Consider the following 20,050-nt stretch of genomic DNA (forward strand, 5'->3'; position numbering starts at 1 on the left):
TTCGTTCGAGGGTTCGTCAAGATATCTCGACATAGAGATACTTTACCTTATGTGCGGTACGTACTCGTGGTGGTTACTTCTAGACGCTTGCGGGTGGCCGATCACCTGAGCCAGTCGCGCCCTCGGTGGTCGACGCATCCGTGCCGGTGGATGCAGTGGGCTCGGTCTGCTCTGGACGGTACACCCCGCGCACAAACAGCACCGTAAAGACCACGACCACGCCAAATAGTGGCGGCCCCATCAGCATCCGCGCGATGCCGAGCCCCTGGGTGTTGCCAGCTAAGTACAGCGGCAATTGCACGATCAATCGCAGGGCAAATAGCAGGGCCCAGCACGCGGTGATCACCTGCATGCTCCAGAACGCGCGACGCTGGCTACGCCATTGCGTGCTCTGCCCCAGCGCGAAGCCAGCGATTACACCGACCAGCGGCCAGCGGACCAGCATGGAGACGAGGAAGGCCAGCAAATATGCCGCATTCGTCCAGAATCCGACCAGAAAGAAGTCTTCGCTCTGACCGCTACGCAGGGCCAAGAATCCCGACAGCGCCATGGCAAATAGACCACCAGCGGCCGAAGAAACTGGCTCGTTTCGCACGACGCGCATGCCAATAAATGCCAGCGCCAAGATGCCGGGCGCAATGACCGAAACCAACAGATTTTCGGTCACGACAAAGGTGCCCAGAAAAATCATGGCCGGTGCCAGCGCTTCAATAATGCCGAACCAGCCACCGGTGGCGGCGAGGAACGCCGCCATGGGCGTCTCTGCCACGGCCGCACGCCCGATTGCGGAGGATTTCGCGGCTTGCGACATCTGTTGCGCCACAGCCGAATCGCTCGTTGGCACGGGCGATTCGGCGTGTCCGGCTGGTTCGATACGACTGCCGTCCGTCATTCGGCAGAACCACCCGCCTGCTGACGCGCCTGCATCTGCTGAGCCAACGCATCCGGCATCTGCATTGGCAGCAACTCGCGCGGCGGTGCCGCGTGGCTGCCACGGTTAACAACAACGCTGCGGAAGACCTCTACCATCTGTTCGAGCAGAGCTTCGTCACGGGCCGCTGGGCCACTCACGACGCCACGTACGAACCAGCGTGGCCCGTCGACGCCGAGGAACTTGATAGTGCGCTGCTTGGCAGATTCCTTACCAATAGTTGCGACCACCGCCTTGCCAACCGGCGAGTCAACGACTTCAGCTTCAGCGCCCTGACGCGCCATCGATTCGAGCAGCTGCTCGCGCACTTCGCCCCAAATGCCACTCGAGCGGGGAGCCGCAAATGGCTGGAGCTGCAGCGACGATCCGTCGAGGTCAATTGCGATGGCCACGATGGCCTGCGTTTGCTCACGGAATTCGACGCGGATGCCCATGCCGGGGCGTGCCGGTACGCGCAGCGCACCAAAATCGATTACGGGCACGCCTTCGGGCGCCTCGTCAACGTCAAATGGCCCCGCTGTCTCACGATCGGCAGGTGCTTCTTTTTCAAACTCATCGGGCTCGTCAATGTCCGCATCGACATCAACATCCGCCTCGTCATCAATTGTGAGCTTCTCGGCCTTGATCGTGTCGTTGTCTTGCTGACGGAAGCGGTCAAAAAATCCCATTGCAACTCCTTTGATTCAACACCCGTAGCGGATGCGAAACTCCGTAAACCTATTCGCTCGCGTCGGTCGTCTCGGCCGCGTTCCCGGCCGCGTACCCGCTCGAACCAAACCCAGCCGTGCCGCGCTCGCCTTCGGGCAGCGCGGCGACCGGCACAAACTCGACTGTGGGGATGGGCAATACGAGCAATTGCGCGATCCGGTCCCCTGCGTTAATCGTGTACACCTCGGTGGCATCGGTGTTCAGCAGCGACACCTTGAGCTCGCCTCGATATCCGGCGTCGATAATGCCGGGGGCGTTCACGATGGTGATGCCATGCTTTGCCGCCAGACCCGAGCGTGGGGCGACGATCCCGACCGTTCCGGCAGGAAGGGCAATTGCTGTTCCGGTACCGACGAGCGCCCGCTCACCGGGCTGAAGCGTCAAGGTTTCCGCACTGCACAGATCGGCGCCCGCATCCAGCGGATTGGCTCGATGCGGCATCGTCCCCGTTGTCGGGACACTAAAAGTTGGCGTAGCTGGTTGCATCACACCTCGAGCGTACCCAACACAACTCGCAATCGTTCACGTCTAACTGAGCATCGCATCCGACATAAACCGCCTTACCACGCTGGTTTTCGGAATCAACAGCACAATTCAGGAATCGTCAGGGATCGAGTGGTGGACTGGACGGGTGCTGTATCGAGAACGAGTGTCGCCCACAATTTGGATGTACGTCATCGGGGCGCTGGTCATTCCCGCCGTCATGGCGGTATTCATTCCGATCAATATGATCGTTGGCATCATTCTTGGCGTCGCGCTCTTCGCCGGGTATTGCGCTGCACTGTACGGCGGCTCGCCCATTATTGAGGTGTCGGCGTCGACGCTGCGTGTCGGTTCCGCAAACATCCCCATCAACCTTGTGGGCGACGTAACCGCCAACGACAACAAGACCGAGGCACGCCAAGCGGCGGGCCCCGGTCTCGATGCTCGGGCATGGATTTGCTTGCGCGGCTGGGTCGGTACCAACGCGAAAATCGAGATCAACGACGAACGTGATCCAATCCCCTACTGGTTGGTTTCAACTCGCGAGCCAGCAGCTCTGGCTGCAGCGATCAGCCAAGCAAAGGCGCGCAGCACCAGCGCAGCGCGTTAGGCGCCAGCGCAGTCCTTGCACAGTGGGTTGCCTTCAGTCGACTGCGGCGACAGCTGCGAACGGTGCTTGATCAAGAAGCACTCCATGCAGGTGAATTCGTTCGCCTGCGGTGGGATAACGACGGTTTCGATTTCGACGTCGCTCAGATCCTCGTCCGCGAGATCAAAGCCGTGGACACCGTCACCCTGATCGATGTCAACGTTTGACGATGCTGAAGCCGGGACGCGTTCCTTGAGCGCCTCGATCGAGTCAGCTTCGTCTTCATTCTTACGCGGTGCGTCGTAGTCGGTTGCCATTACCATCCAAAATCATTAGGGCCTTACGCGGTGTACCCGCTGGGGCGGTATTTTGCACTATTGCGAACAACAATGCAAATGCACACTTGAAAATGCGCCTGTGGTGGGATGCATTCGCCGCGCGATCGCGATCTCAGGCGGTTTCGGCACGTATTGAGGATTTCGACGGCGCGCGTCGATGTGCAGAGATCTACCCGTTTGGTCTGTGATGCTTGGCACCATCACTATTGGGAGGAGCACTGATGCAGGATCTGCGATTCGTCAGCGTCGAAGATGGCTGGATTCTCGCCACCACCGAGAACGGTCAGCGATTTCGATTGCGTGCCGATGACACCCTGCGTTCGGCACTGCGCCCACAGGTAGCACCACGATCGGCTGCGCCAAAGGTTCCGCCGCGTCAGATTCAGCAGCTGATTCGCTCCGGCCGCAGCGTCGCTGAAGTCGTCGAGATCACCGGTGCCGACGAAGAAACCGTCGCCCGGTTCGAGGGCCCGATCATCGCTGAACGCCAGTACATGGTGGAGCAAGCCCGCGCGGTGGCCGTCCGTCTACAGCAACAAATTGACCCGTTGGCTGCCGAAGGTCTTAATTTCGGCGCCGCAATCGATGCACGTCTCGAGGAAATCGAGGGCCACAATGTCATTTGGGATGCGTGGAAGGATCCGGAAGACGGTTGGCACATCGGTCTTGAGTTCACCACCGGCGACGTAACCCGCAACGCCCTCTGGCATTTCGACCCTCGGGGCAAGAACCTGCGCCCGCTCTCCCCCGCTGCCGTGAGCCTCTCGCAGCAAGAAGACGCCGCATCGCTCAGCGCCTCGCCGCAGCTTCGTGCGATCGCGTCCGACCCGACCGACAACATCATCCCGGCACCGACTCCTGAACCCGAACTCGCTGCACGAAACGGCATGTCAGCAACCACGCACGAGACCGCTGACCTGCTCGAAGCACTGCGTAAGCGCCGCGGCGAACGTCAGCACTCGGTGTACAGCGAAGAGTTTGAGTTCGAAGACGACGACAACCTGGGCGAGTTCCTGCGCGCGCCCGAACAGGTCAACGAAGACGGACGCATCGCATCCGTAACGCCTTTTGCCCGCCCAGGTACGTCGAACGCATCCGACATCGTTGACGCCGAGATCGTCAGTGACGAAGACGCAGCTGCCGACGACCAGGCAATGCACGACGGCGCATCCCGGTTTGGGCCGAGTGCTGCTGCGCAGCACCAAGCGAGCGATTCAGGCACCGCCGACGCCAAGCCGAACGAGGTAGCCGACAAGCAGCCAGCTGCTGCGGAACAGCCCGATGACAACACCCTGGACTTGGGTGATATCGACACCGGTTCATCGTCGAACGGTTCGCCGTTTGCACCGGCAACGCCCCGGCACACCGGCGCTCAACCAACAGCACCACGCCGCAAGACCGGGCGCCCGTCGATGCCAAGCTGGGACGAGATTGTCTTCGGCACTCGCACCGACGACGAATAGTCACCTACCTACCGCTGGGCAACCAGCGATGAAGGCGTAGCCAACGCCGTAGCACGACGTGCCTGACTCCCGTCAGACGTTGAGCCTGCGGCAACCGGCATTTCCTATGCTGCAACCGCGCCGCCGAACCGCACAAACTGCGGCGGCGTCCGTTCACGCACACCGAACGTCAATCGTTCGTTGGAGGAGGTAAAGATGTCGAAACTACTCGAAGGCCGCGTTGCACTCGTCACCGGTGGCACTGTAGGAATTGGCCAGGGTATCGCCGATGTACTCGCTGACCACGGCGCGACCGTCGTCGTCACTGGCGTTACCGAGGCCGAATGCGCGACAACGCGTGAGGCCGGCTATGACGCCGTCGTATTGGACGTTCGCGATCGGGCCGCTTGCGATGCGGTCGTGAAGTCGGTTATCGACACGCATGGCAGCCTGTCGGTGCTTGCTGCGAACGCGGGCGTCTACCCACAGACTCCGCTGCGGGAACTCAGCGATGACGAGATCGATTTCATCTTCGACGTCAACGTCAAGGGCACAATTCACATGGTGCAGGCCGCCGCCGATGCCCTGCGCGATTCCGAGCGCGGACGCATCGTGGTGACCTCCTCTATTACGGGCAACTACACCGGCTACCCCGGCTGGGCCCACTACGGCGCCACAAAAGCTGCCCAGCTCGGCTTCATCCGGTCGGCCGCAATGGAACTGGCCAAACAGGGCACCACGATCAACGCGGTGTTGCCAGGCAACATCGTGACCCCCGGATTGCAAGCGCTGGGCGAGGCATACCTGGCCGAAATGGCTAAGGCGGTACCGCTCGGCAAGCTCGGCGAACCGCGCGACATTGGCGAAGCGGTCGCTTTCCTTGCGTCAGACGGGGCGCGTTACATTACCGGACAGTCAATCGTGGTCGATGGCGGTCAAATCTTGCCAGAAGGCCCAGACGCGCTCGAAGCAATGTAGCCCTCGAACCGAGATCACATCCTGGGTTGCGAACTACTCGGTCGCAAAGGCACCGAGGCGGATACACGGCACCGTGATTTCTGCCTCGGTGACCGACCCGTGTTGGCCCACCATCTGCCGCATTGATTCGGGCATGTCCGCGGTGTAATACGCCTCGTCGGCGGTGGCCGCAACGAGCACGTCGCCAATTCGCTCGACCGCGGCCCAGTGCGGATCCGCTCCGTACCACCCCCAAGCGATCGCATCATCCCGAGTCACCACGAGCGCCCGACCGTCCAACGCCGCCCGAATTCGATCGGCAGCCGCGATGCGCGCATTGACCGCAGCCTCGTCATCCGGTGTGAGGGCGTCGTCCAAGTACAGGTGACGCAATCGTGGTTCCCCGGCGACCGAAACGATTCCGGTTAGCGCCTCGTCGGGGATATCGACCTGCGTCGTGGCCAGCGTATCGATCATGCCGTGATCGGCAACCACCAGGATGCCGATGTCAGCAGGCGCGCGCGCAACCAACTCGGCGATCGCCGCATCCAGTTCTTCGAGCCGAGCCGTCCAAGCCGACGATGCCCAGCCGTATTGGTGTCCGGCCTGGTCAAGCTCGGCGTGATAGCAGTAGACCAGCGGCCGGTCATGCTCGCGTGCGTATTGTGCTGCCAACCGACTCCGTTCGAGCATCGATTCGCCGCACACATACTCGGCACCTCGCAAACTCGCGTTGGTGAGGCCCGACTCCCGATACGCCGCTACCGAGACCACCGCCGAATCGATCGACTCGCGTTCAAACACGGTCGGTGCGAGTTGCCACGTTGCCGGATGCATGCCGCTCGCGTCCCAGCCAGAAATCTGGTTCCGGATGCATTCAAAGTCCCGGTCCCAGACCGAATACGACACCAGGCCGTGAGCGCCAGCCAATGTGCCGGTGGTCAACGAGGTGATGCCAGCAACGGTGGTCGAAGGAAAGCTCACCAGTTCATCGCCCGACTGCCAGGCACGCGAAAGCGTTCGAGCGTGGCCCGCACGGGTTCGAAGCAGATGTGCACCGAGCCCGTCGACCATCACCACAATGCAGCCGCGCACCGCCGGGAGCCCGAAATCCCCCGATTCTGGCACGTTTCCGCGCATCGCCGCCACGCAATTCGGCAACACGTCGGCAAGGAGGGGCCGATCAGCCGATCGGTTCAATAGCATCGGTTCCACTCCACTAGTTTTTCACAGGCAGGTTGATTCCCCGATGGCAGCAGCTTCGAGCTCGGCATTTCGCGAACGGATTGAAGACGTTGATGTCGCCGGTGAAATGCAAGGATCATTCCTCGAATATGCCTACTCGGTGATCTACTCGCGCGCGTTGCCAGACGCCCGTGACGGCCTCAAACCGGTCCAACGCCGCATCCTCTACCAGATGACCGAAATGGGTCTGCGCCCCGACCGCGGTCACGTTAAGTCGGCCCGCGTTGTCGGTGACGTCATGGGTAAGTTGCACCCGCACGGTGATACGGCCATCTACGACGCGCTGGTTCGTTTGGCTCAACCGTTCACACAGCGGGTGCCGTTGGTGGATGGCCACGGTAACTTCGGTTCGCTCGATGACGGTCCCGCAGCTGCTCGCTACACCGAAGCTCGACTCACCGCCGCCGCACTCGCGCTGACCGAGTCGCTCGACGAAGACGTCGTCGATTTCGTTCCAAACTACGACAACTCACTGCAGCAGCCCGAGGTGCTTCCAGCAGCCTGGCCAAGCCTGCTCGTCAACGGCTCGTCCGGTATCGCCGTCGGTATGGCCACGAACATGGCTCCGCACAACCTTGGCGAAGTGGTCAGCGCCGCCCAACACCTGCTGGATCACCCGGATGCCTCACTCGATGACTTGATGCGGTTTGTGCCCGGACCCGACCTGCCCGGTGGTGCTTGCATCGTTGGGTTGGATGGGATCCGTCAGGCCTACGAGACCGGCCGCGGGTCGTTCACTACGCGCGCGACGGCGACAATTGAGAACATCACCGCTCGCCGCAAGGGCATCGTAATTACCGAACTGCCGTTCCTGGTTGGGCCGGAAAAGGTCATTGAAAAGATCAAGCAGGGCGTGCAGTCGAAGAAGCTCGCCGGCATCTCCCAGGTCACCGACCTCACCGACCGCAAGTCAGGCCTCAAGCTTGTCATTGAGATCAAGACCGGTTTCGCACCCGAGGCAGTGCTCGAACAGCTCTATCGCCACACACCGTTGGAAGAGTCGTTCCACATCAACAACGTTGCGATCGTGAACAATGCGCCCGCGACGCTCGGTTTGCGAGACCTGTTGCAGGTCTATCTCGACCACCGCATCTCCGCAGTTCGCCGCCGCAGCGAGTTCCGGCTGAACAAGCACCGCGACCGACTCCACCTGGTCGACGGTTTGCTCATTGCCATTGTCGATATTGACGAGGTCATTGAGATCATCCGTTCTTCGGATGATGCCGAAGAAGCCCGCGGCCGACTCAAGCTCGTCTTTGATCTGTCGGATGCCCAAGCCGAGTACATCCTCGAGTTGCGTCTGCGTCGTCTGACGAAGTTCTCGCGTATCGAGCTTGAAGCCGAAGCCGACGACCTGCGCCGCAAGATCGCTGATCTCGAGACGATGCTCGCCGACCCCGCCCTCCTTCGGGCTCAGGTCAGCCGCGAACTCGGCGCAGCAGCCGACCAGTTCGCCACGCCGCGTCGCACCGTCCTGATTGGTGACAGCGCGGTAGTACAACAGGCTGCGACGCGACGCGGTAAGGCTGCCCCAGTCCAGTTGGAAGCACCCGACGAACCAACGATCGTGCTGCTCTCAGCGACCGGACGCATCCTGCGCGTTTCGCTGAATGAGGGCGACGTATTTACCCAGCCGAAGCGTCGTACCAAGCACGATGCGATTCAGGCGAGCCTCGAGGTCACCACTCGAAGCGACATCGGTGCCGTCACGAACACCGGCCGCGTGCTGCGCATGACGCCAGTTTCGTTGCCGGCGAGCCCCGCCGCATCCGTACTCATGAATGCTGGTGTGAGCGCGCGGGATTATTTCGGTATCACCGAAAAGAACGAACGCATTGTCGGCCTGGTGCCGCTCAACGTAACGTCACCGCTGGCGATGGCGACGAAGAACGGCGTCGTCAAACGAGTGAACCCCGTTGAGTGGGATTCCCAGCACGAGGTGCAAGCGATCACGCTGAAGCCTGGCGATGAAGTTGTCGGTGCTGCACGTGCCAACGACGGCGACCATCTGGTATTTGTGTCGACGGATGCGCAGCTGCTGCGGTTCGATGCTGCGCTCGTTCGACCGCAGGGTCCTGCCGCTGCCGGCATGGCCGGGATGCGGTTGCAACCGGATGCGTCACTCGTGCAGTTCTCCGTCGTCCCCGCTGCTGACATCGACGATGCTGTGGTCGTGACCGTGGCGAATCCCCCAGCCGATGAAGCGCTGTTCGGCGACACGACGGGCACCGCGAAAACCACTGAGCTTTCCGAATTCCCCACCAAGGGGCGTGCCACCGGCGGTGTGCGCGCACATCGCTTTGTTCGCGGCGAGGAAGCGCTCGGCTTGGCGTGGGCGGGCAAGGCGCCGGCCCTCGCCAACGCGAAGGACGGCGCGATTCGCAAGCTCCCCGAGGGACTCGCCCGTCGCGATGCGTCCGGTGTCCGGCTCGAAGCCACGATCGCGCAGCTCGGTCAGTTGATGGGTGAACCGGCAGCCGAATAGCGCCGTCGCTGAAGCCGCGTGCTGCCAAGCGCGCGACCGCAGCCATGATTTGTTTGCGCAATACTGTCGATTTGGTATTTGTCAGGATGCACGTGGTTGCGGTGCTGTGATTGCTGCACGTTCCCTGCGAATTCGGCCGGGTGACGATACGCACGATGTGTTATTCAGTGAACTGGATTAACGGGCGCAGCGCACTGCTGAAATACCTCAACATTCGTTGCCAATAGTGGAAGCGGCCGGGATTGGAGAACCAATCCCGGCCGCTTCCACTGCCAGACGAATCGACCTATATCGTGCTACAGATCACTGTCTGATATCAATCGGCACGAGGTCCATTCGACAGGTCAGGTTATCGACGTGAGTCTGCCTTACCCTTACCACTCGTAAGCATTTCAAACAATGCGGTAACGATTACTGCACCGATGAGTGCAAAGATCCAGACCCAAATGTCGAAGAAGCTGTCGAGCTTCTCGGGACCAACGACCATGCCGCCGATCCAGCCACCGACAATACCGCCGATGATGCCGAGAATGATGGTGAGCCACCATGGGTGCTTGCGCGAATCCTTAGTAATAGCCTGGGCAATGAGTCCAACGATAAGACCGATAATGATCCAGCTAATCCAGCTGAGGGACATGATCTTCTCCTTTGTGGTTTGCACCAAATCACAAATCGCGATCCAGCACGTTTCACGCTATCCGACATGAGATCAAATTCATGTACATAACCTGAATGCGCCGACATTGGCGCCACAAATGATATTGACCGTCACATCCAACTGAATTATTGGTCAGATACCGATCGACCTTCGGCTACCGCACGCTGCCAATTTGCGATATACATCGGCAGCAAGGCCGCAGCAGCAAAGAAAAAGCCGATGATGACCACTAGCGTGGCGGCAATCATGACTTCGCTCATAAAGGTGATGGGCAAGAATGTGCACGCAAAACCGCCAGCCATCGACAAGAATGCATCGCCGTACCCGAGCCGCACCACTCGCCGTTCCGAATACGCGACCGCGCCCTGGGCAAGCCGCGTGACCGCAGCGTAGGCAGCAACCGTTCCGAGTACTGCTAGTGCCGCGACAAGGGCCCAAGAAAACGCCCAGCCCGCCAACCCAAGCCGAGCGTGCTCTGCGGCACCCCAAGCCGTCATGAACGTCACGATGGGCCAGGCAACTAGCCAGGCAGCACCAATGAACAGGGCGAGCTTTGGGGCAACAACTCGTGCGGTTGGACGGATGGCTGCAGCAAACACTCGAACTTCATTCGAGCCGTTAGCATCCGGCTTCGTAACTGATTTCTTAGGCAACAGTCGATTCCTCTTACCCAATTACGATGCCGATTCGTGGACGCGCTGCGAGACCGCGGCCACATCATTCAGCTTCGCAATCGCTGCACCCGAGTCAATGGTCTCGCGAGCAACGGCAATCTTGTCAATCAAGCGCTGACGAATAGGGCGATTCACGCTTTCCGGGTTAGTTGCGAGCTCATAGGCAACCATGCCGGCTGCGGCATTGAGCAGGACGATGTCACGGACGGCACCCTGCTGCTCACCTGCCAGTACGGCACGTGCGATCGCGGCGTTGTCGGACGGAGTCCCTCCGAGAATGTCTTCTAGGTCATACTCACCGAGACCGACATCTCGCGGATGCAGATCGTGTTCGGCAACTTCACCGTTCACGACTTCCCAAATACGCGAGTAACCGGTGACCGTCAGTTCGTCGAGGCCATCGTCACCACGGAATACGAGTGCTGCCGCCCCACGAGTGCGGAAAACACCCACAACGAGCGGCACAATCTCGGGCTTCGCCACGCCCACTGCCGAAGCCTCAGCGCGGGTGGGATTGGTGAGCGGGCCAAGGCAGTTAAAGACGGTGGGCACACCCAGCGCTTTACGCACGGGCGCTGCGTGCGCGAATCCCGGATGGAACTGATTGGCAAATAGAAATGCAACCTGCGTTGCCGAGAACAGTTCGTCGAGAGCAGCAGTATTGGCAGTACCGACGATTCCAAGTTCGGTCAACACATCCGTTGCCCCCGAGCGGCTCGAGGATGCACGCCCGCCGTGTTTCAGTACCGGCACACCAGAACCCGCGATGACGAATGCCGCCATCGTCGAAACATTTACCGTGCCGGCAAGGTCGCCACCGGTGCCAACGATGTCGACGCCCCACGACGTGAGGTTGGTCGGCACCGCATGTTTCAGAACCGCATCCCGAAACCCGATGACCTCGGATACGGTTTCACCCTTGGCACGGAGGGCAACCAGCCAAGCGGCTAGCTCAGCATCGGAGACTTCGCCACGCATGATCTGTTCCATTGCCCAGGTTGCTTGGCGCATGCTCAAATCGCTCCCATTTAACAGGGATTCCAACATTGCCGGCCATGTCTGAAGCTGCGTCATGCGCTTGAGTTTAGTAACTGAAAAAGACTCGCCATAACCAACCGACTTGGAGAACCTGAAATTTCCGTCATAATGGGGGACGTGACTTCTGCAACTACCACTCCCGTCGTTCCACGCGTTCACCGACCGAACTCCGTGGCAATCGGCACGATTGTCTGGCTCGGATCCGAAGTAATGTTCTTCGCCGGTCTGTTCGCGATCTACTTCACGCTTCGCGCCATGGCACCCGAGCAGTTTGCCGCCGGACACGAGATCATGAACATCCCGTTCTCGGCCGCTAACACGCTCATCCTTGTCGCCAGCTCGGTGACCTGCCAGATCGGTGTCATGCACGCCGAAGCTGGCCGTAAGGACCGCAAGGACAACAACGGCAAATGGGCCACTGTTGAATGGTTCTTCCTCACCGTTTTGCTCGGCGCCATCTTCGTTTCGGGTCAGGTTTTTGAGTACGCAACGCTCGTTAGCGAGGGTTACGTCATGAACCTCAACCCATTCACGAGCGCCTTCTACATGGCTACCGGCTTCCACGGTCTCCACGTAATCGGCGGTCTGCTCGCCTTCCTCATCGTGATCGTCCGCATGTACGCGGTACGTCGCATGGGCAAGCGCGAGATGCAGAGCGCCATGGCAGTGTCGTACTACTGGCACTTCGTTGACGTGGTGTGGATTGGCCTGTTCTTCGTCGTTTACATCCTGCCGTTCCTCGCGTAACCACGCGGCAGCTCTAGGAGAGATCTACACATGTCTTTGACCACTACAAATCGGTCGGCAGCTAAGAAGTCACGCAAGCGCGGGCGACGCAGCCCACTTGCTACCGCAGGCCTCCTCGGCCTCGGTCTGATGCTGACCGGCGGTGCCTACGGCGCCATCGACTCGTTCGTTGAGAACGCTGCGGCAAATGAGTCGCAGGTCGACATGAACAGCGCAGAGACCATCGAAGAAGGCAAGGCACTCTTCAACGCCAACTGCGCAACCTGCCACGGTAAGGATGCGGTCGGCACTCCCGAAGGTCCCAGCCTGATCGGTGTCGGTGCTGCTTCGGTTGACTTCCAGGTCGGAACCGGTCGCATGCCGCTGCAGAACTCGGCTCCTCAGGCTCCGGTCAAGCCGGTTCAGTTCACTGAGAAGCAGACCGCCGAGCTCGCTGCTTACGTAGCCTCGCTCGCACCTGGTCCGGCTATCCCCGACGAGAAGTACCTGCAGGCTGACGGCGACGCCGCCCGCGGTGCTGAGATCTTCCGCATCAACTGCGCAATGTGCCACAACGTTGCTGCTGCTGGTGGTGCACTGACCGAAGGTAAGTACGCGCCGCAGCTGCAGACAGTTGAGCCACGTCACATCTACGAGGCAATGCAGACCGGCCCGCAGAACATGCCGGTCTTCAGCGACACGAACCTCTCGCCGCAGGACAAGGCTGACATCATCACCTCGATCCGCTGGATGACGGACAACACCTCGATGGTTGGCGGTTACAACCTCGGTTCGGTTGGACCAGTCGCTGAAGGTCTGTTCATCTGGATCGTCGGTCTGGGTGCCGCAAGCGGTTTCGCTATCTGGCTGACCTCGCGTCCCAACTAGTCGACGACGCACACCAACGCTTTAACTTCCTAACCTCATCAACCCAGAAAGGGACATCCCATGGCAGAAGACGAACTCGGCGGGGAGCTCCGTACCGCCAATTCGTCGGACCGCGCGGTCAGCTCGGGCGCCCAGGATCCGAACGTAGAAACGTTCGAGAATCCCGGCATGCCTGACCACCACGAGCGGGTAACTGACACGAATCCGCAAAAGGCAAAGAACACCGAGCGCGTTGTAACCGCACTCTTCTGGGTCTCACTCGCCTTCACGATCTTCGCGATCGCCGCCTACTTCGTATGGCCGATCAACCGGGAAGACATCACCAGCGTTCGCTGGAACAGCATGTTTGTCGGTCTCGGCATTGCCTTCGGCATGCTGACGCTCGGCACCGGCGCTGTCGCGTGGGCCAAGTACCTGATGAAGGATGAGGAACAGGTCGAGGCTCGCCACAAGACGGGCGCTTCGCCAGCAACCGCCAAGCGCGTATCCGAGGTCTTCAAGCAGGCAGACGAAGAGTCAGGCTTTACCCGCCGCAAGATGCTGCGTAACTCGCTCATCGGCGCTGCCCTTGCACTTCCGCTCCCGGGCATCGTGCTGCTGCGTGACCTCTACAACGGCAACAACGAGAACCCCGTCAAGCTGATGCACCAGACGATGTGGGACAAGGGTGTTCGCCTCGTGCGCGACCCTTCTGGCACTCCGATCAAGGCCAGCGAGGTCACGATTGGTTCGGCATTCCACGTCATTCCTGAGGGCCTGAACGAACTCGAACACGGCAAGCTCGACGAGAAGGCTAAGGCTGTCGTCCTCCTCATGCGTCTTCCCGAAGACCGCTTGAAGGAACAGGAAGACCGCAAGTCTTGGTCGTACCACGGCATCGTGGCGTACTCGAAGGTCTGCACGCACGTTGGTTGCCCCGTTGCTCTGTACGAGCAGCAGACGCACCACCTGCTCTGCCCTTGCCACCAGTCGCAGTTCGACGTAACCGAGCACTGCAAGGTCATCTTCGGCCCTGCCGGTCGTCCACTGCCGCAGTTGCCCATCACCGTAGACAACGACGGCTACCTGGTCGCACAGAGCGACTTCCACGAGCCTGTCGGTCCAACCTTCTGGGAGCGTCGCAATGACTACGTCTAATGCTTCGGCCGCGCAGGGCGGCGCCGTCGCAAAGGCGGCAACTTGGTTCGACGAGCGCACGAGTGTCTCGGGCGCAGTCAAGGAATTCGGTCGCAAGATCTTCCCTGACCACTGGTCCTTCATGCTCGGTGAGGTGGCGCTGTACAGCTTCATCGCCATCCTGCTCTCGGGTACCTTCCTGACCTTCTTCTTCGACCCGTCGATGGCGCACACCGAATACCACGGTTCGTACGTTCCGTTGCAGGGCATGGAGATGTCGGCAGCTATGGCTTCGACCCTGGACATCTCGTTTGACGTCCGCGGCGGTCTGCTCATGCGCCAGGTTCACCACTGGGCCGCGCTGCTCTTCGTAGCGTCGATCATGCTCCACATGGCACGCGTGTTCTTCACCGGTGCATTCCGCAAGCCACGCGAGCTCAACTGGATCATCGGTCTGGTGCTCTGGATCATCGCTATGCTCGAAGGCTTCAGTGGCTACTCGCTTCCTGACGACCTGCTTTCGGGTAACGGTCTGCGAATCGTTGACGGCATGATCAAGGGTGTGCCAATCGTCGGTACCTGGATTTCGTTCCTCCTCTTCGGCGGCGAATTCCCTGGTGACGCCATCGTTGGTCGCCTGTACTCGCTGCACATCATGATCCTGCCGGCACTGCTCATCGCGTTCCTCGCGCTGCACATGCTGCTCATGGTTGTCCACAAGCACACGCAGTGGCCTGGCCCAGGCAAGACCGAATCGAACGTGGTGGGTAACCCAGTCCTTCCGGTCTTCGCCGGTAAGGCTGCGGGCTTCATGTTCATCGTGCTCGGCCTGATCTTCCTCATCGCATCGCTCTTCCAGATCAACCCGATTTGGAACTACGGCCCGTATGACCCCTCCCCTGTCTCGGCCGGTACCCAGCCAGACTGGTACATCGGTTTCGGTGACGGTGCGCTGCGTTTGATCCCACCGGGTCTGGAAACCTCCTTCGGACCGGTAACGGTTACTTGGGCAATCCTGATTCCGTTCCTGCTGATGGGCATCTTCGTAATCGGTCTGTTTGTCTACCCGTTCCTCGAATCGTGGATCACCGGTGACAAGCGCGAGCACCACCTGCTCGACCGTCCGCGTAACGCTCCGTTCCGTACCGCACTCGGTGCTGCATGGATCAACTTCTACGCAACGATGTGGGCGGCAGCGTCTTCGGACCTTATTGCCACGCACTTCCACATGGCGATGGAACACGTCATTCACTTCCTCCAGTTCTGGCTGATCGGTGGATCGCTGATCGTGTTCTGGGTTGTCAAGCGCTGGTGCATCTCGCTGCAGAAGCACGACCGCAACACCCTCCTGCACGGTCACGAGTCGGGTCGCGTTATCCGACTGCCGCACGGTGAGTTCCAGGAAGTTCACGTTCCGCTCACGGAACACGAGGTCTACGAACTCCAGTACGAGAACTACGTACCGGTTAAGCCGTACCTCGACGAGAACGGTAAGAAGAAGGGCAAGGCACGCGCTGCACTGTCGCGCTGGTTCTTCGCTGACCGCGTCGAGTCGGTAACGCCGAGCGAGCTCGAAGCTGCAAAGCACGACCACGCTGAACTGCACTAGGTTCTAGCGAGCGCTGCGGGGCGGGATGCATTTGCATCCCGCCCCGTTTCGTTGTGCGCGCTGCGCGAAGCTAGCCAACCCGACCATCGATACGCACACACACCGTCCCAATCCGCACCCTATGATGGGGCGTATTCGGCCTTGAGCGCGTGGAGGTGCACGGATGCCCATCAGCACAGTGAATGTCCTGCTTTTCAACGATTTCGAGTTGCTCGATGCAGCCGGACCAATTGAGCTTCTTGCCACCGTGCCAGGAGTCGATGTGCGAACCGTATTTCTCACCTCGGAGCAGCCCGCTGGGCATGACGCCCTCCTGGTTCGAAGCCATCAGGGCATCGAGATAGCCGCATCCACTCCCCTCTCCCGGCCTTGCGATCTGCTCTTGGTACCCGGCGGGGTGGGGACACGGCGGCTCGTCCATCAAGCCGAGGCGCTGCGCGAAATCAGCGAAGCCGCCCAGCGAGCGCGTGTCGTTGCCTCAGTCTGCACTGGTTCCGCAATTCTCGCGGCAGCCGGGCTCCTTGAGGGTTACGCGGCGACGAGCAACAAGATGGCGCTGTCGTGGGTGCGAACGCACGGTTCGAAGGTCGACTGGATCGATGCGGCACGATGGGTGCACGACCGAGACCGCTGGACCTCGTCTGGAGTCTCCGCCGGCATGGATATGACGGCCGCCCTCCTCCGTAAGGAACTCGGCGACCACGTTCATGACGAGGTCATGCGGTTCACGGAATATGTTCCTGAACGGGACTGTGCCCATGACCCATTTGCCGTCCCAACTAGCGCGGGTACCGGCGGTGCGCTCTCGTGAACTCGGCGTGGGCAGTTGCTGACAGCTGGCCAGCGAATGGCTCGAGCTCGAGCGCTGCGCCACGGGACTCCTGCCAAGTGCCCACAATCCGCGCGCCTCGCAGCATCGCATTCTTAACAACGCCGTTATTTCCAGGCACCAGTCGCGCATGATCATCGGCGCTTAACAGTCGAAGGCGATCGTGGTAGCCGAGTACGAGTTCGTCGAAGGGGCCAGCAGCTTAGCCCGACGCAATGCTGACCTCGCCTGCGTCCGCTCCTCCCACAAGCCAGGGCGCCCATAGAAGGCGTCGCCGTCGTGATCGTGCCCGTACCGCTCAAACTCTGTGAGAACCGGCGCGGCGACGGCTCGGATGCGTCCCAGCGGAAGTTTGGTCCACCAGCTGAAATCGCGCAGCGTTGCCGGCCCGTGCCCCCAAAGATATCGATGGAGCCAATGCGCAATTGCCGCATCCTCATCACCGTTGAAGCGGTGACTCAGGCCTGCGCCCGACGGAAGCCATTCCTCGGCAATCACCACAAGCTGCAGCAGCGTGCCTGTGCTCGGGCGCCGGTGAATCGGTCCGTAGGCTAGGCGACCGGCCGCCATGAGCGAATAGAGCAGATGGTATCGTCGACCCGCATCGGTCGGAATCCCCGCTCGTTCCCACGCCTCCCCGATTTCCGCAACGGAGGCGGCAGCGAAGTGGCCCAATGATGACTGCCCGGTGATAGTGATCACCGCCGTATCGAACGCGGCATCGAGCATTCCCTCAGTAATGCCGTGGCCGCGTCGCCTCGTAGCCGAGGCACGCAATTGGCGCGGACCACCCAGCTCGGTGGTCCAGACCAAATCCTCTGCGGCGGCCGCGAACACCGTGCCCCGCATGGGGTAGCCACGCACCAACTCACCCCGATTAAACGCGGCGATGACGGACTCGAAGCTATTGGCCGAAGTCCGCTACGCCAATGCCGCAATGACCCCTGACAGATGCTGTCCCTGCGCCAATAGCAAATGTGACATCGCTGCTTGCGGGTTGGCGGCGACGTTGCCGCCCAGGAGCTGTGCTACTTGCCGAAGCTCAACGAGCTGCCGGTCCGTGAGGTCTGACACGCGTCCAGGCTACCGACCACCGGCTGCGAATCCCTAAGTAGCCGACGTTGGGGCTAATAGCGAAGGTGCCCCACACCATCTGGCGTGGAGCACCTTTCACTCAAGGGATGCGGTTAGTGACCGAATTTTCCTCGGTACATTTCAAACATCCAACCAAGCAGACCAATGAGACCAATTGGGGCCAGGAAGAAGGCGGGCCACCAGCCGAAGGCGATCGAAGCAAATACGAGCGCTGCGCCACCTGCGGTAAACGCTGGCCACATCGAGTACGGCGAGAACACGCCGAGCTCTGGGTCAGCTTCGTAGATCTCTGCATCCTCGCGGTCTTCAGGAAGCCGCTTCTTCTTGAATGGCTTGTTTTCAACCGACATGTACCAGGCGATGAATGCCGAGAACATAGTCATGAGGATGAAGGCGACGATACCTACCCACTCTGGGTCGTTGGTAATGACCGCAGTCCAGACGGTGTACATGACAGTGACCAGCGCGTAGAACACGGTCAGCCCCATCATGAGGTTGCGAATAGTCTTCATGTGCTAGCTCACCTTTCCGCTCGCAGCAACGGCTACGTGCGAGCCAGGAGCCGAGTACTCAGGGTGGTTGAGGTCGAATGCCGGACGCTCCGAACGGATGCGTGGAATCTCGGTGAAGTTGTGACGCGGCGGCGGGCAGCTAGTTGCCCACTCGAGCGATCCACCGTAACCCCATGGGTCGTTGGTCGTAACCTTCTTGCCATTGCGGTGCGTGAGGTACACGTTGAGGAAGAACGGAATCATCGAGATAGCCAGGATGATTGCACCAACGGTCGAGAGCTGGTTGGCCCACGTGAAGTTGTCTTCTGCCTGGTACGTGTAGTAACGACGTGGCATACCAATGACACCGAGCCAGTGCTGGACGAGGAAGGTCATGTGGAAGCCCACGAAGAGGATCCAGAAGTGAACCTTTCCAAGACCTTCGTTGAGCATCTTGCCCGTCCACTTTGGCCACCAGAAGTAGAAGCCAGCGAACATTGCGAAGACCACGGTACCGAAGAGCACATAGTGGAAGTGCGCGATGACGAAGTAGGTGTCCGAGACGTGGAAGTCGAGGATTGGCGAAGCCAAGATGACACCGGTGAGACCACCGAATACGAAGGTCACGATAAAGCCGAGCGACCAGAGCATTGGGGTTTCGAAGGTGATCGAACCGCGCCACATCGTACCGATCCAGTTGAAGATCTTCACACCGGTCGGGACAGCGATCAGCATGGTCATCAGTGCGAAGAACGGCAGGAGTACCGAACCGGTCACGTACATGTGGTGCGCCCAAACCGAAGCCGAAAGCGCAGCAATCGAGATCGTTGCGAGAACCAGCGTCTTGTAACCGAAGATCGGCTTGCGGCTGAAGACCGGGAAGATCTCCGAGACAATACCGAAGAACGGCAGGGCGATGACGTACACCTCGGGGTGACCGAAGAACCAGAACAGGTGCTGGTACAGGATCGTGCCACCTGCATCCACGTCATAGATGTGCGTACCGAAGACGCGGTCCATGAGCAGTGCGAACCATGCCACGGTCAGAACCGGGAAGGCGAAGAGTACGAGGATCGAGGTGATCAGGGTGTTCCAGGTGAACACCGACATACGCCACATGGTCAGACCAGGCGCACGCATGGTGACGATGGTGGTAATGAAGTTGACGGCACCGAAGATCGTGGCGTAACCGGTCAGTGCAAGACCGGCGACCCAGAGGTGGCCACCGATGCTCGGGCTGAAGGTGGTCAGCGAGAGTGGCGTGTACGCGGTCCAACCAAACGCTGCCGCACCACCCGGGGTGAGGAAGCCCATCACGGCGACGAACGCACCAAAGCTGTAGAGCCAGAACGCGAAGGAGTTGAGGCGCGGGAAGGCGACGTCAGCCGTACCGATCTGCAGCGGGATCATGATGTTCGAGAACCCGGCGAACAGCGGGGTTGCGAACATCAGGAGCATCACTGTGCCGTGCATGGTGAAGAGCTGGTTGTACTGCTCCTTGGTCGCAATCATCTCCATGCCTGGAGCGAAGAGCTGACCACGGATGAGCAGTGCCATGACACCACCGATGCAGAACCAAATCACCGAAGAGTACAGGTACATGTACCCGATCTTCTTGTGGTCGGTGGTGGTCAACAAGTCGACGAGAAGGTTGCCCTTGCGTCCAACCTTGCTCGGTGAGAAATCAGGTTCCGCTGCCGATGGCGTAGCGGCAGGCCTATTGAGCGTAGAAGTCATTTCACCCTGCC

General features: G+C 60.3%; 20 protein-coding genes and 1 pseudogene. 9 read left to right on the top strand and 12 right to left on the bottom strand.

The annotated features are described in order from the left end of the window. Positions 1-79: 79 nt before the first annotated feature. The 3 genes from ZBI01S_RS01605 to dut are packed head-to-tail and all read right to left on the bottom strand — an operon-like array spanning position 80 to position 2,125. On the bottom strand, positions 80-892 hold the full coding sequence (locus ZBI01S_RS01605) for a DUF3159 domain-containing protein (RefSeq protein WP_083524402.1): 813 nt from the start codon (positions 890-892) through the stop codon (positions 80-82). Then, positions 889-1,599, bottom strand: a complete 711-nt coding sequence (locus tag ZBI01S_RS01610) for a DUF3710 domain-containing protein (protein ID WP_066055284.1) — start codon at positions 1,597-1,599, stop codon at positions 889-891. The genes ZBI01S_RS01605 and ZBI01S_RS01610 overlap by 4 nt, the downstream gene beginning before the upstream one ends. A 49-nt stretch (positions 1,600-1,648) precedes the next feature. Then, positions 1,649-2,125, bottom strand: a complete 477-nt coding sequence (gene dut, locus ZBI01S_RS01615) for a dUTP diphosphatase (protein ID WP_370664360.1) — start codon at positions 2,123-2,125, stop codon at positions 1,649-1,651. Between the two features lie 163 nt (positions 2,126-2,288). Between dut and ZBI01S_RS01620 the strand changes: the two genes are divergently transcribed. Then, positions 2,289-2,732 carry a DUF3093 domain-containing protein gene (locus ZBI01S_RS01620; protein ID WP_159421336.1) on the top strand — a complete coding sequence of 148 codons (444 nt, stop codon included), beginning with the start codon at positions 2,289-2,291 and terminating at the stop codon, positions 2,730-2,732. Here ZBI01S_RS01620 and ZBI01S_RS01625 read toward each other — a convergent pair. Beyond that, entirely contained in the window at positions 2,729-3,028 is a 300-nt protein-coding gene (locus tag ZBI01S_RS01625; RefSeq protein WP_066055292.1) for a DUF4193 domain-containing protein, read from the bottom strand. The genes ZBI01S_RS01620 and ZBI01S_RS01625 overlap by 4 nt on opposite strands. 242 nt (positions 3,029-3,270) lie before the next feature. Here ZBI01S_RS01625 and sepH point away from each other — a divergent pair, with 242 nt between their 5' ends. Both sepH and fabG read left to right on the top strand, forming a co-directional pair. Beyond that, the gene (gene sepH, locus ZBI01S_RS01630; RefSeq protein ID WP_066055295.1) at positions 3,271-4,512 is read left to right on the top strand and encodes a septation protein SepH; all 1,242 of its coding nucleotides are present in this window, start codon (positions 3,271-3,273) and stop codon (positions 4,510-4,512) included. Positions 4,513-4,707: 195 nt separating this feature from the next. Further along, positions 4,708-5,469, top strand: a complete 762-nt coding sequence (gene fabG / locus ZBI01S_RS01635) for a 3-oxoacyl-ACP reductase FabG (protein WP_066055298.1) — start codon at positions 4,708-4,710, stop codon at positions 5,467-5,469. A 33-nt stretch (positions 5,470-5,502) separates the two neighbouring features. Here the strand turns inward: fabG and ZBI01S_RS01640 are convergent, their stop codons facing one another. After that, the gene (locus ZBI01S_RS01640; protein WP_159421337.1) at positions 5,503-6,654 is read right to left on the bottom strand and encodes an alkaline phosphatase family protein; all 1,152 of its coding nucleotides are present in this window, start codon (positions 6,652-6,654) and stop codon (positions 5,503-5,505) included. A 43-nt stretch (positions 6,655-6,697) separates the two neighbouring features. On the opposite strand from ZBI01S_RS01640, the gene ZBI01S_RS01645 reads away from it, so the two are divergent. Beyond that, complete coding sequence (locus tag ZBI01S_RS01645) at positions 6,698-9,178, top strand: DNA gyrase/topoisomerase IV subunit A (protein WP_066055306.1); 2,481 nt, start codon at positions 6,698-6,700, stop codon at positions 9,176-9,178. A 349-nt stretch (positions 9,179-9,527) separates the two neighbouring features. Here ZBI01S_RS01645 and ZBI01S_RS01650 read toward each other — a convergent pair whose 3' ends face one another. From ZBI01S_RS01650 to trpD, 3 genes are all read right to left on the bottom strand, one after another. Further along, positions 9,528-9,815 carry a GlsB/YeaQ/YmgE family stress response membrane protein gene (locus ZBI01S_RS01650; protein WP_159421338.1) on the bottom strand — a complete coding sequence of 96 codons (288 nt, stop codon included), beginning with the start codon at positions 9,813-9,815 and terminating at the stop codon, positions 9,528-9,530. Positions 9,816-9,961: 146 nt separating this feature from the next. Beyond that, on the bottom strand, positions 9,962-10,489 hold the full coding sequence (locus ZBI01S_RS01655; protein WP_159421339.1) for a hypothetical protein: 528 nt from the start codon (positions 10,487-10,489) through the stop codon (positions 9,962-9,964). 21 nt (positions 10,490-10,510) lie between these two features. Then, on the bottom strand, positions 10,511-11,584 hold the full coding sequence (gene trpD, locus ZBI01S_RS01660) for an anthranilate phosphoribosyltransferase (RefSeq protein WP_066055316.1): 1,074 nt from the start codon (positions 11,582-11,584) through the stop codon (positions 10,511-10,513). A gap of 72 nt (positions 11,585-11,656) precedes the next feature. Here trpD and ctaE point away from each other — a divergent pair, with 72 nt between their 5' ends. The 5 genes from ctaE to ZBI01S_RS01685 all read left to right on the top strand — a co-directional run bounded on the left by ctaE (position 11,657) and on the right by ZBI01S_RS01685 (position 16,698). Then, positions 11,657-12,295 (top strand): aa3-type cytochrome oxidase subunit III, encoded by a 639-nt coding sequence (ctaE, locus tag ZBI01S_RS01665; RefSeq protein ID WP_066055319.1) that lies wholly within the window; start codon positions 11,657-11,659, stop codon positions 12,293-12,295. Between the two features lie 30 nt (positions 12,296-12,325). Further along, positions 12,326-13,162, top strand: coding sequence for a cytochrome bc1 complex diheme cytochrome c subunit (gene qcrC, locus ZBI01S_RS01670; RefSeq protein ID WP_066055322.1), 837 nt, complete (start codon positions 12,326-12,328; stop codon positions 13,160-13,162). 60 nt (positions 13,163-13,222) lie between these two features. Continuing rightward, entirely contained in the window at positions 13,223-14,299 is a 1,077-nt protein-coding gene (qcrA, locus tag ZBI01S_RS01675) for a cytochrome bc1 complex Rieske iron-sulfur subunit (RefSeq protein ID WP_066055325.1), read from the top strand. Continuing rightward, positions 14,286-15,887: a cytochrome bc1 complex cytochrome b subunit gene (gene qcrB / locus ZBI01S_RS01680; protein ID WP_066055328.1), complete on the top strand. Its 1,602-nt coding sequence runs from the start codon at positions 14,286-14,288 to the stop codon at positions 15,885-15,887. Before qcrA ends, qcrB begins: the two co-directional genes overlap by 14 nt. 163 nt (positions 15,888-16,050) lie before the next feature. Further along, positions 16,051-16,698 carry a DJ-1/PfpI family protein gene (locus ZBI01S_RS01685; RefSeq protein ID WP_066055331.1) on the top strand — a complete coding sequence of 216 codons (648 nt, stop codon included), beginning with the start codon at positions 16,051-16,053 and terminating at the stop codon, positions 16,696-16,698. Here the strand turns inward: ZBI01S_RS01685 and ZBI01S_RS01690 are convergent. The 4 genes and pseudogenes from ZBI01S_RS01690 to ctaD all read right to left on the bottom strand — a co-directional run bounded on the left by ZBI01S_RS01690 (position 16,667) and on the right by ctaD (position 20,039). Further along, positions 16,667-17,565 (bottom strand): annotated as a pseudogene (locus tag ZBI01S_RS01690) (DNA glycosylase AlkZ-like family protein). The gene ZBI01S_RS01685 and the pseudogene ZBI01S_RS01690 overlap by 32 nt on opposite strands. A gap of 72 nt (positions 17,566-17,637) precedes the next feature. Continuing rightward, positions 17,638-17,790, bottom strand: a complete 153-nt coding sequence (locus ZBI01S_RS09785; protein WP_159421341.1) for a hypothetical protein — start codon at positions 17,788-17,790, stop codon at positions 17,638-17,640. Positions 17,791-17,903: 113 nt separating this feature from the next. Then, positions 17,904-18,323 carry an aa3-type cytochrome oxidase subunit IV gene (ctaF, locus tag ZBI01S_RS01695; RefSeq protein WP_066055338.1) on the bottom strand — a complete coding sequence of 140 codons (420 nt, stop codon included), beginning with the start codon at positions 18,321-18,323 and terminating at the stop codon, positions 17,904-17,906. Between the two features lie 3 nt (positions 18,324-18,326). Then, positions 18,327-20,039, bottom strand: a complete 1,713-nt coding sequence (gene ctaD, locus ZBI01S_RS01700) for an aa3-type cytochrome oxidase subunit I (protein ID WP_066055340.1) — start codon at positions 20,037-20,039, stop codon at positions 18,327-18,329. Positions 20,040-20,050: the final 11 nt, after the last annotated feature.

The sequence above is a fragment of the [Zimmermannella] bifida NBRC 103089 genome (assembly GCF_001570925.1).
Lineage (GTDB): Bacteria > Actinomycetota > Actinomycetes > Actinomycetales > Microbacteriaceae > Gulosibacter > Gulosibacter bifidus.

Excerpts from the sequence above, each read along its gene's own strand:
- dut (WP_370664360.1), bottom strand. The coding sequence starts at position 2,125 with ATGCAACCAGCTACGCCAACTTTTAGTGTCCCGACAACGGGGACGATG.
- sepH (WP_066055295.1), top strand. The coding sequence starts at position 3,271 with ATGCAGGATCTGCGATTCGTCAGCGTCGAAGATGGCTGGATTCTCGCC.
- qcrC (WP_066055322.1), top strand. The coding sequence starts at position 12,326 with ATGTCTTTGACCACTACAAATCGGTCGGCAGCTAAGAAGTCACGCAAG.
- ZBI01S_RS01685 (WP_066055331.1), top strand. The coding sequence starts at position 16,051 with ATGCCCATCAGCACAGTGAATGTCCTGCTTTTCAACGATTTCGAGTTG.
- trpD (WP_066055316.1), bottom strand. The coding sequence starts at position 11,584 with ATGACGCAGCTTCAGACATGGCCGGCAATGTTGGAATCCCTGTTAAAT.
- ZBI01S_RS01605 (WP_083524402.1), bottom strand. The coding sequence starts at position 892 with ATGACGGACGGCAGTCGTATCGAACCAGCCGGACACGCCGAATCGCCC.
- ctaD (WP_066055340.1), bottom strand. The coding sequence starts at position 20,039 with ATGACTTCTACGCTCAATAGGCCTGCCGCTACGCCATCGGCAGCGGAA.
- ZBI01S_RS01610 (WP_066055284.1), bottom strand. The coding sequence starts at position 1,599 with ATGGGATTTTTTGACCGCTTCCGTCAGCAAGACAACGACACGATCAAG.
- fabG (WP_066055298.1), top strand. The coding sequence starts at position 4,708 with ATGTCGAAACTACTCGAAGGCCGCGTTGCACTCGTCACCGGTGGCACT.
- ctaF (WP_066055338.1), bottom strand. The coding sequence starts at position 18,323 with ATGAAGACTATTCGCAACCTCATGATGGGGCTGACCGTGTTCTACGCG.
- qcrB (WP_066055328.1), top strand. The coding sequence starts at position 14,286 with ATGACTACGTCTAATGCTTCGGCCGCGCAGGGCGGCGCCGTCGCAAAG.
- ZBI01S_RS01640 (WP_159421337.1), bottom strand. The coding sequence starts at position 6,654 with ATGCTATTGAACCGATCGGCTGATCGGCCCCTCCTTGCCGACGTGTTG.
- qcrA (WP_066055325.1), top strand. The coding sequence starts at position 13,223 with ATGGCAGAAGACGAACTCGGCGGGGAGCTCCGTACCGCCAATTCGTCG.
- ZBI01S_RS01625 (WP_066055292.1), bottom strand. The coding sequence starts at position 3,028 with ATGGCAACCGACTACGACGCACCGCGTAAGAATGAAGACGAAGCTGAC.
- ZBI01S_RS01650 (WP_159421338.1), bottom strand. The coding sequence starts at position 9,815 with ATGTCCCTCAGCTGGATTAGCTGGATCATTATCGGTCTTATCGTTGGA.
- ctaE (WP_066055319.1), top strand. The coding sequence starts at position 11,657 with ATGGGGGACGTGACTTCTGCAACTACCACTCCCGTCGTTCCACGCGTT.
- ZBI01S_RS01645 (WP_066055306.1), top strand. The coding sequence starts at position 6,698 with ATGGCAGCAGCTTCGAGCTCGGCATTTCGCGAACGGATTGAAGACGTT.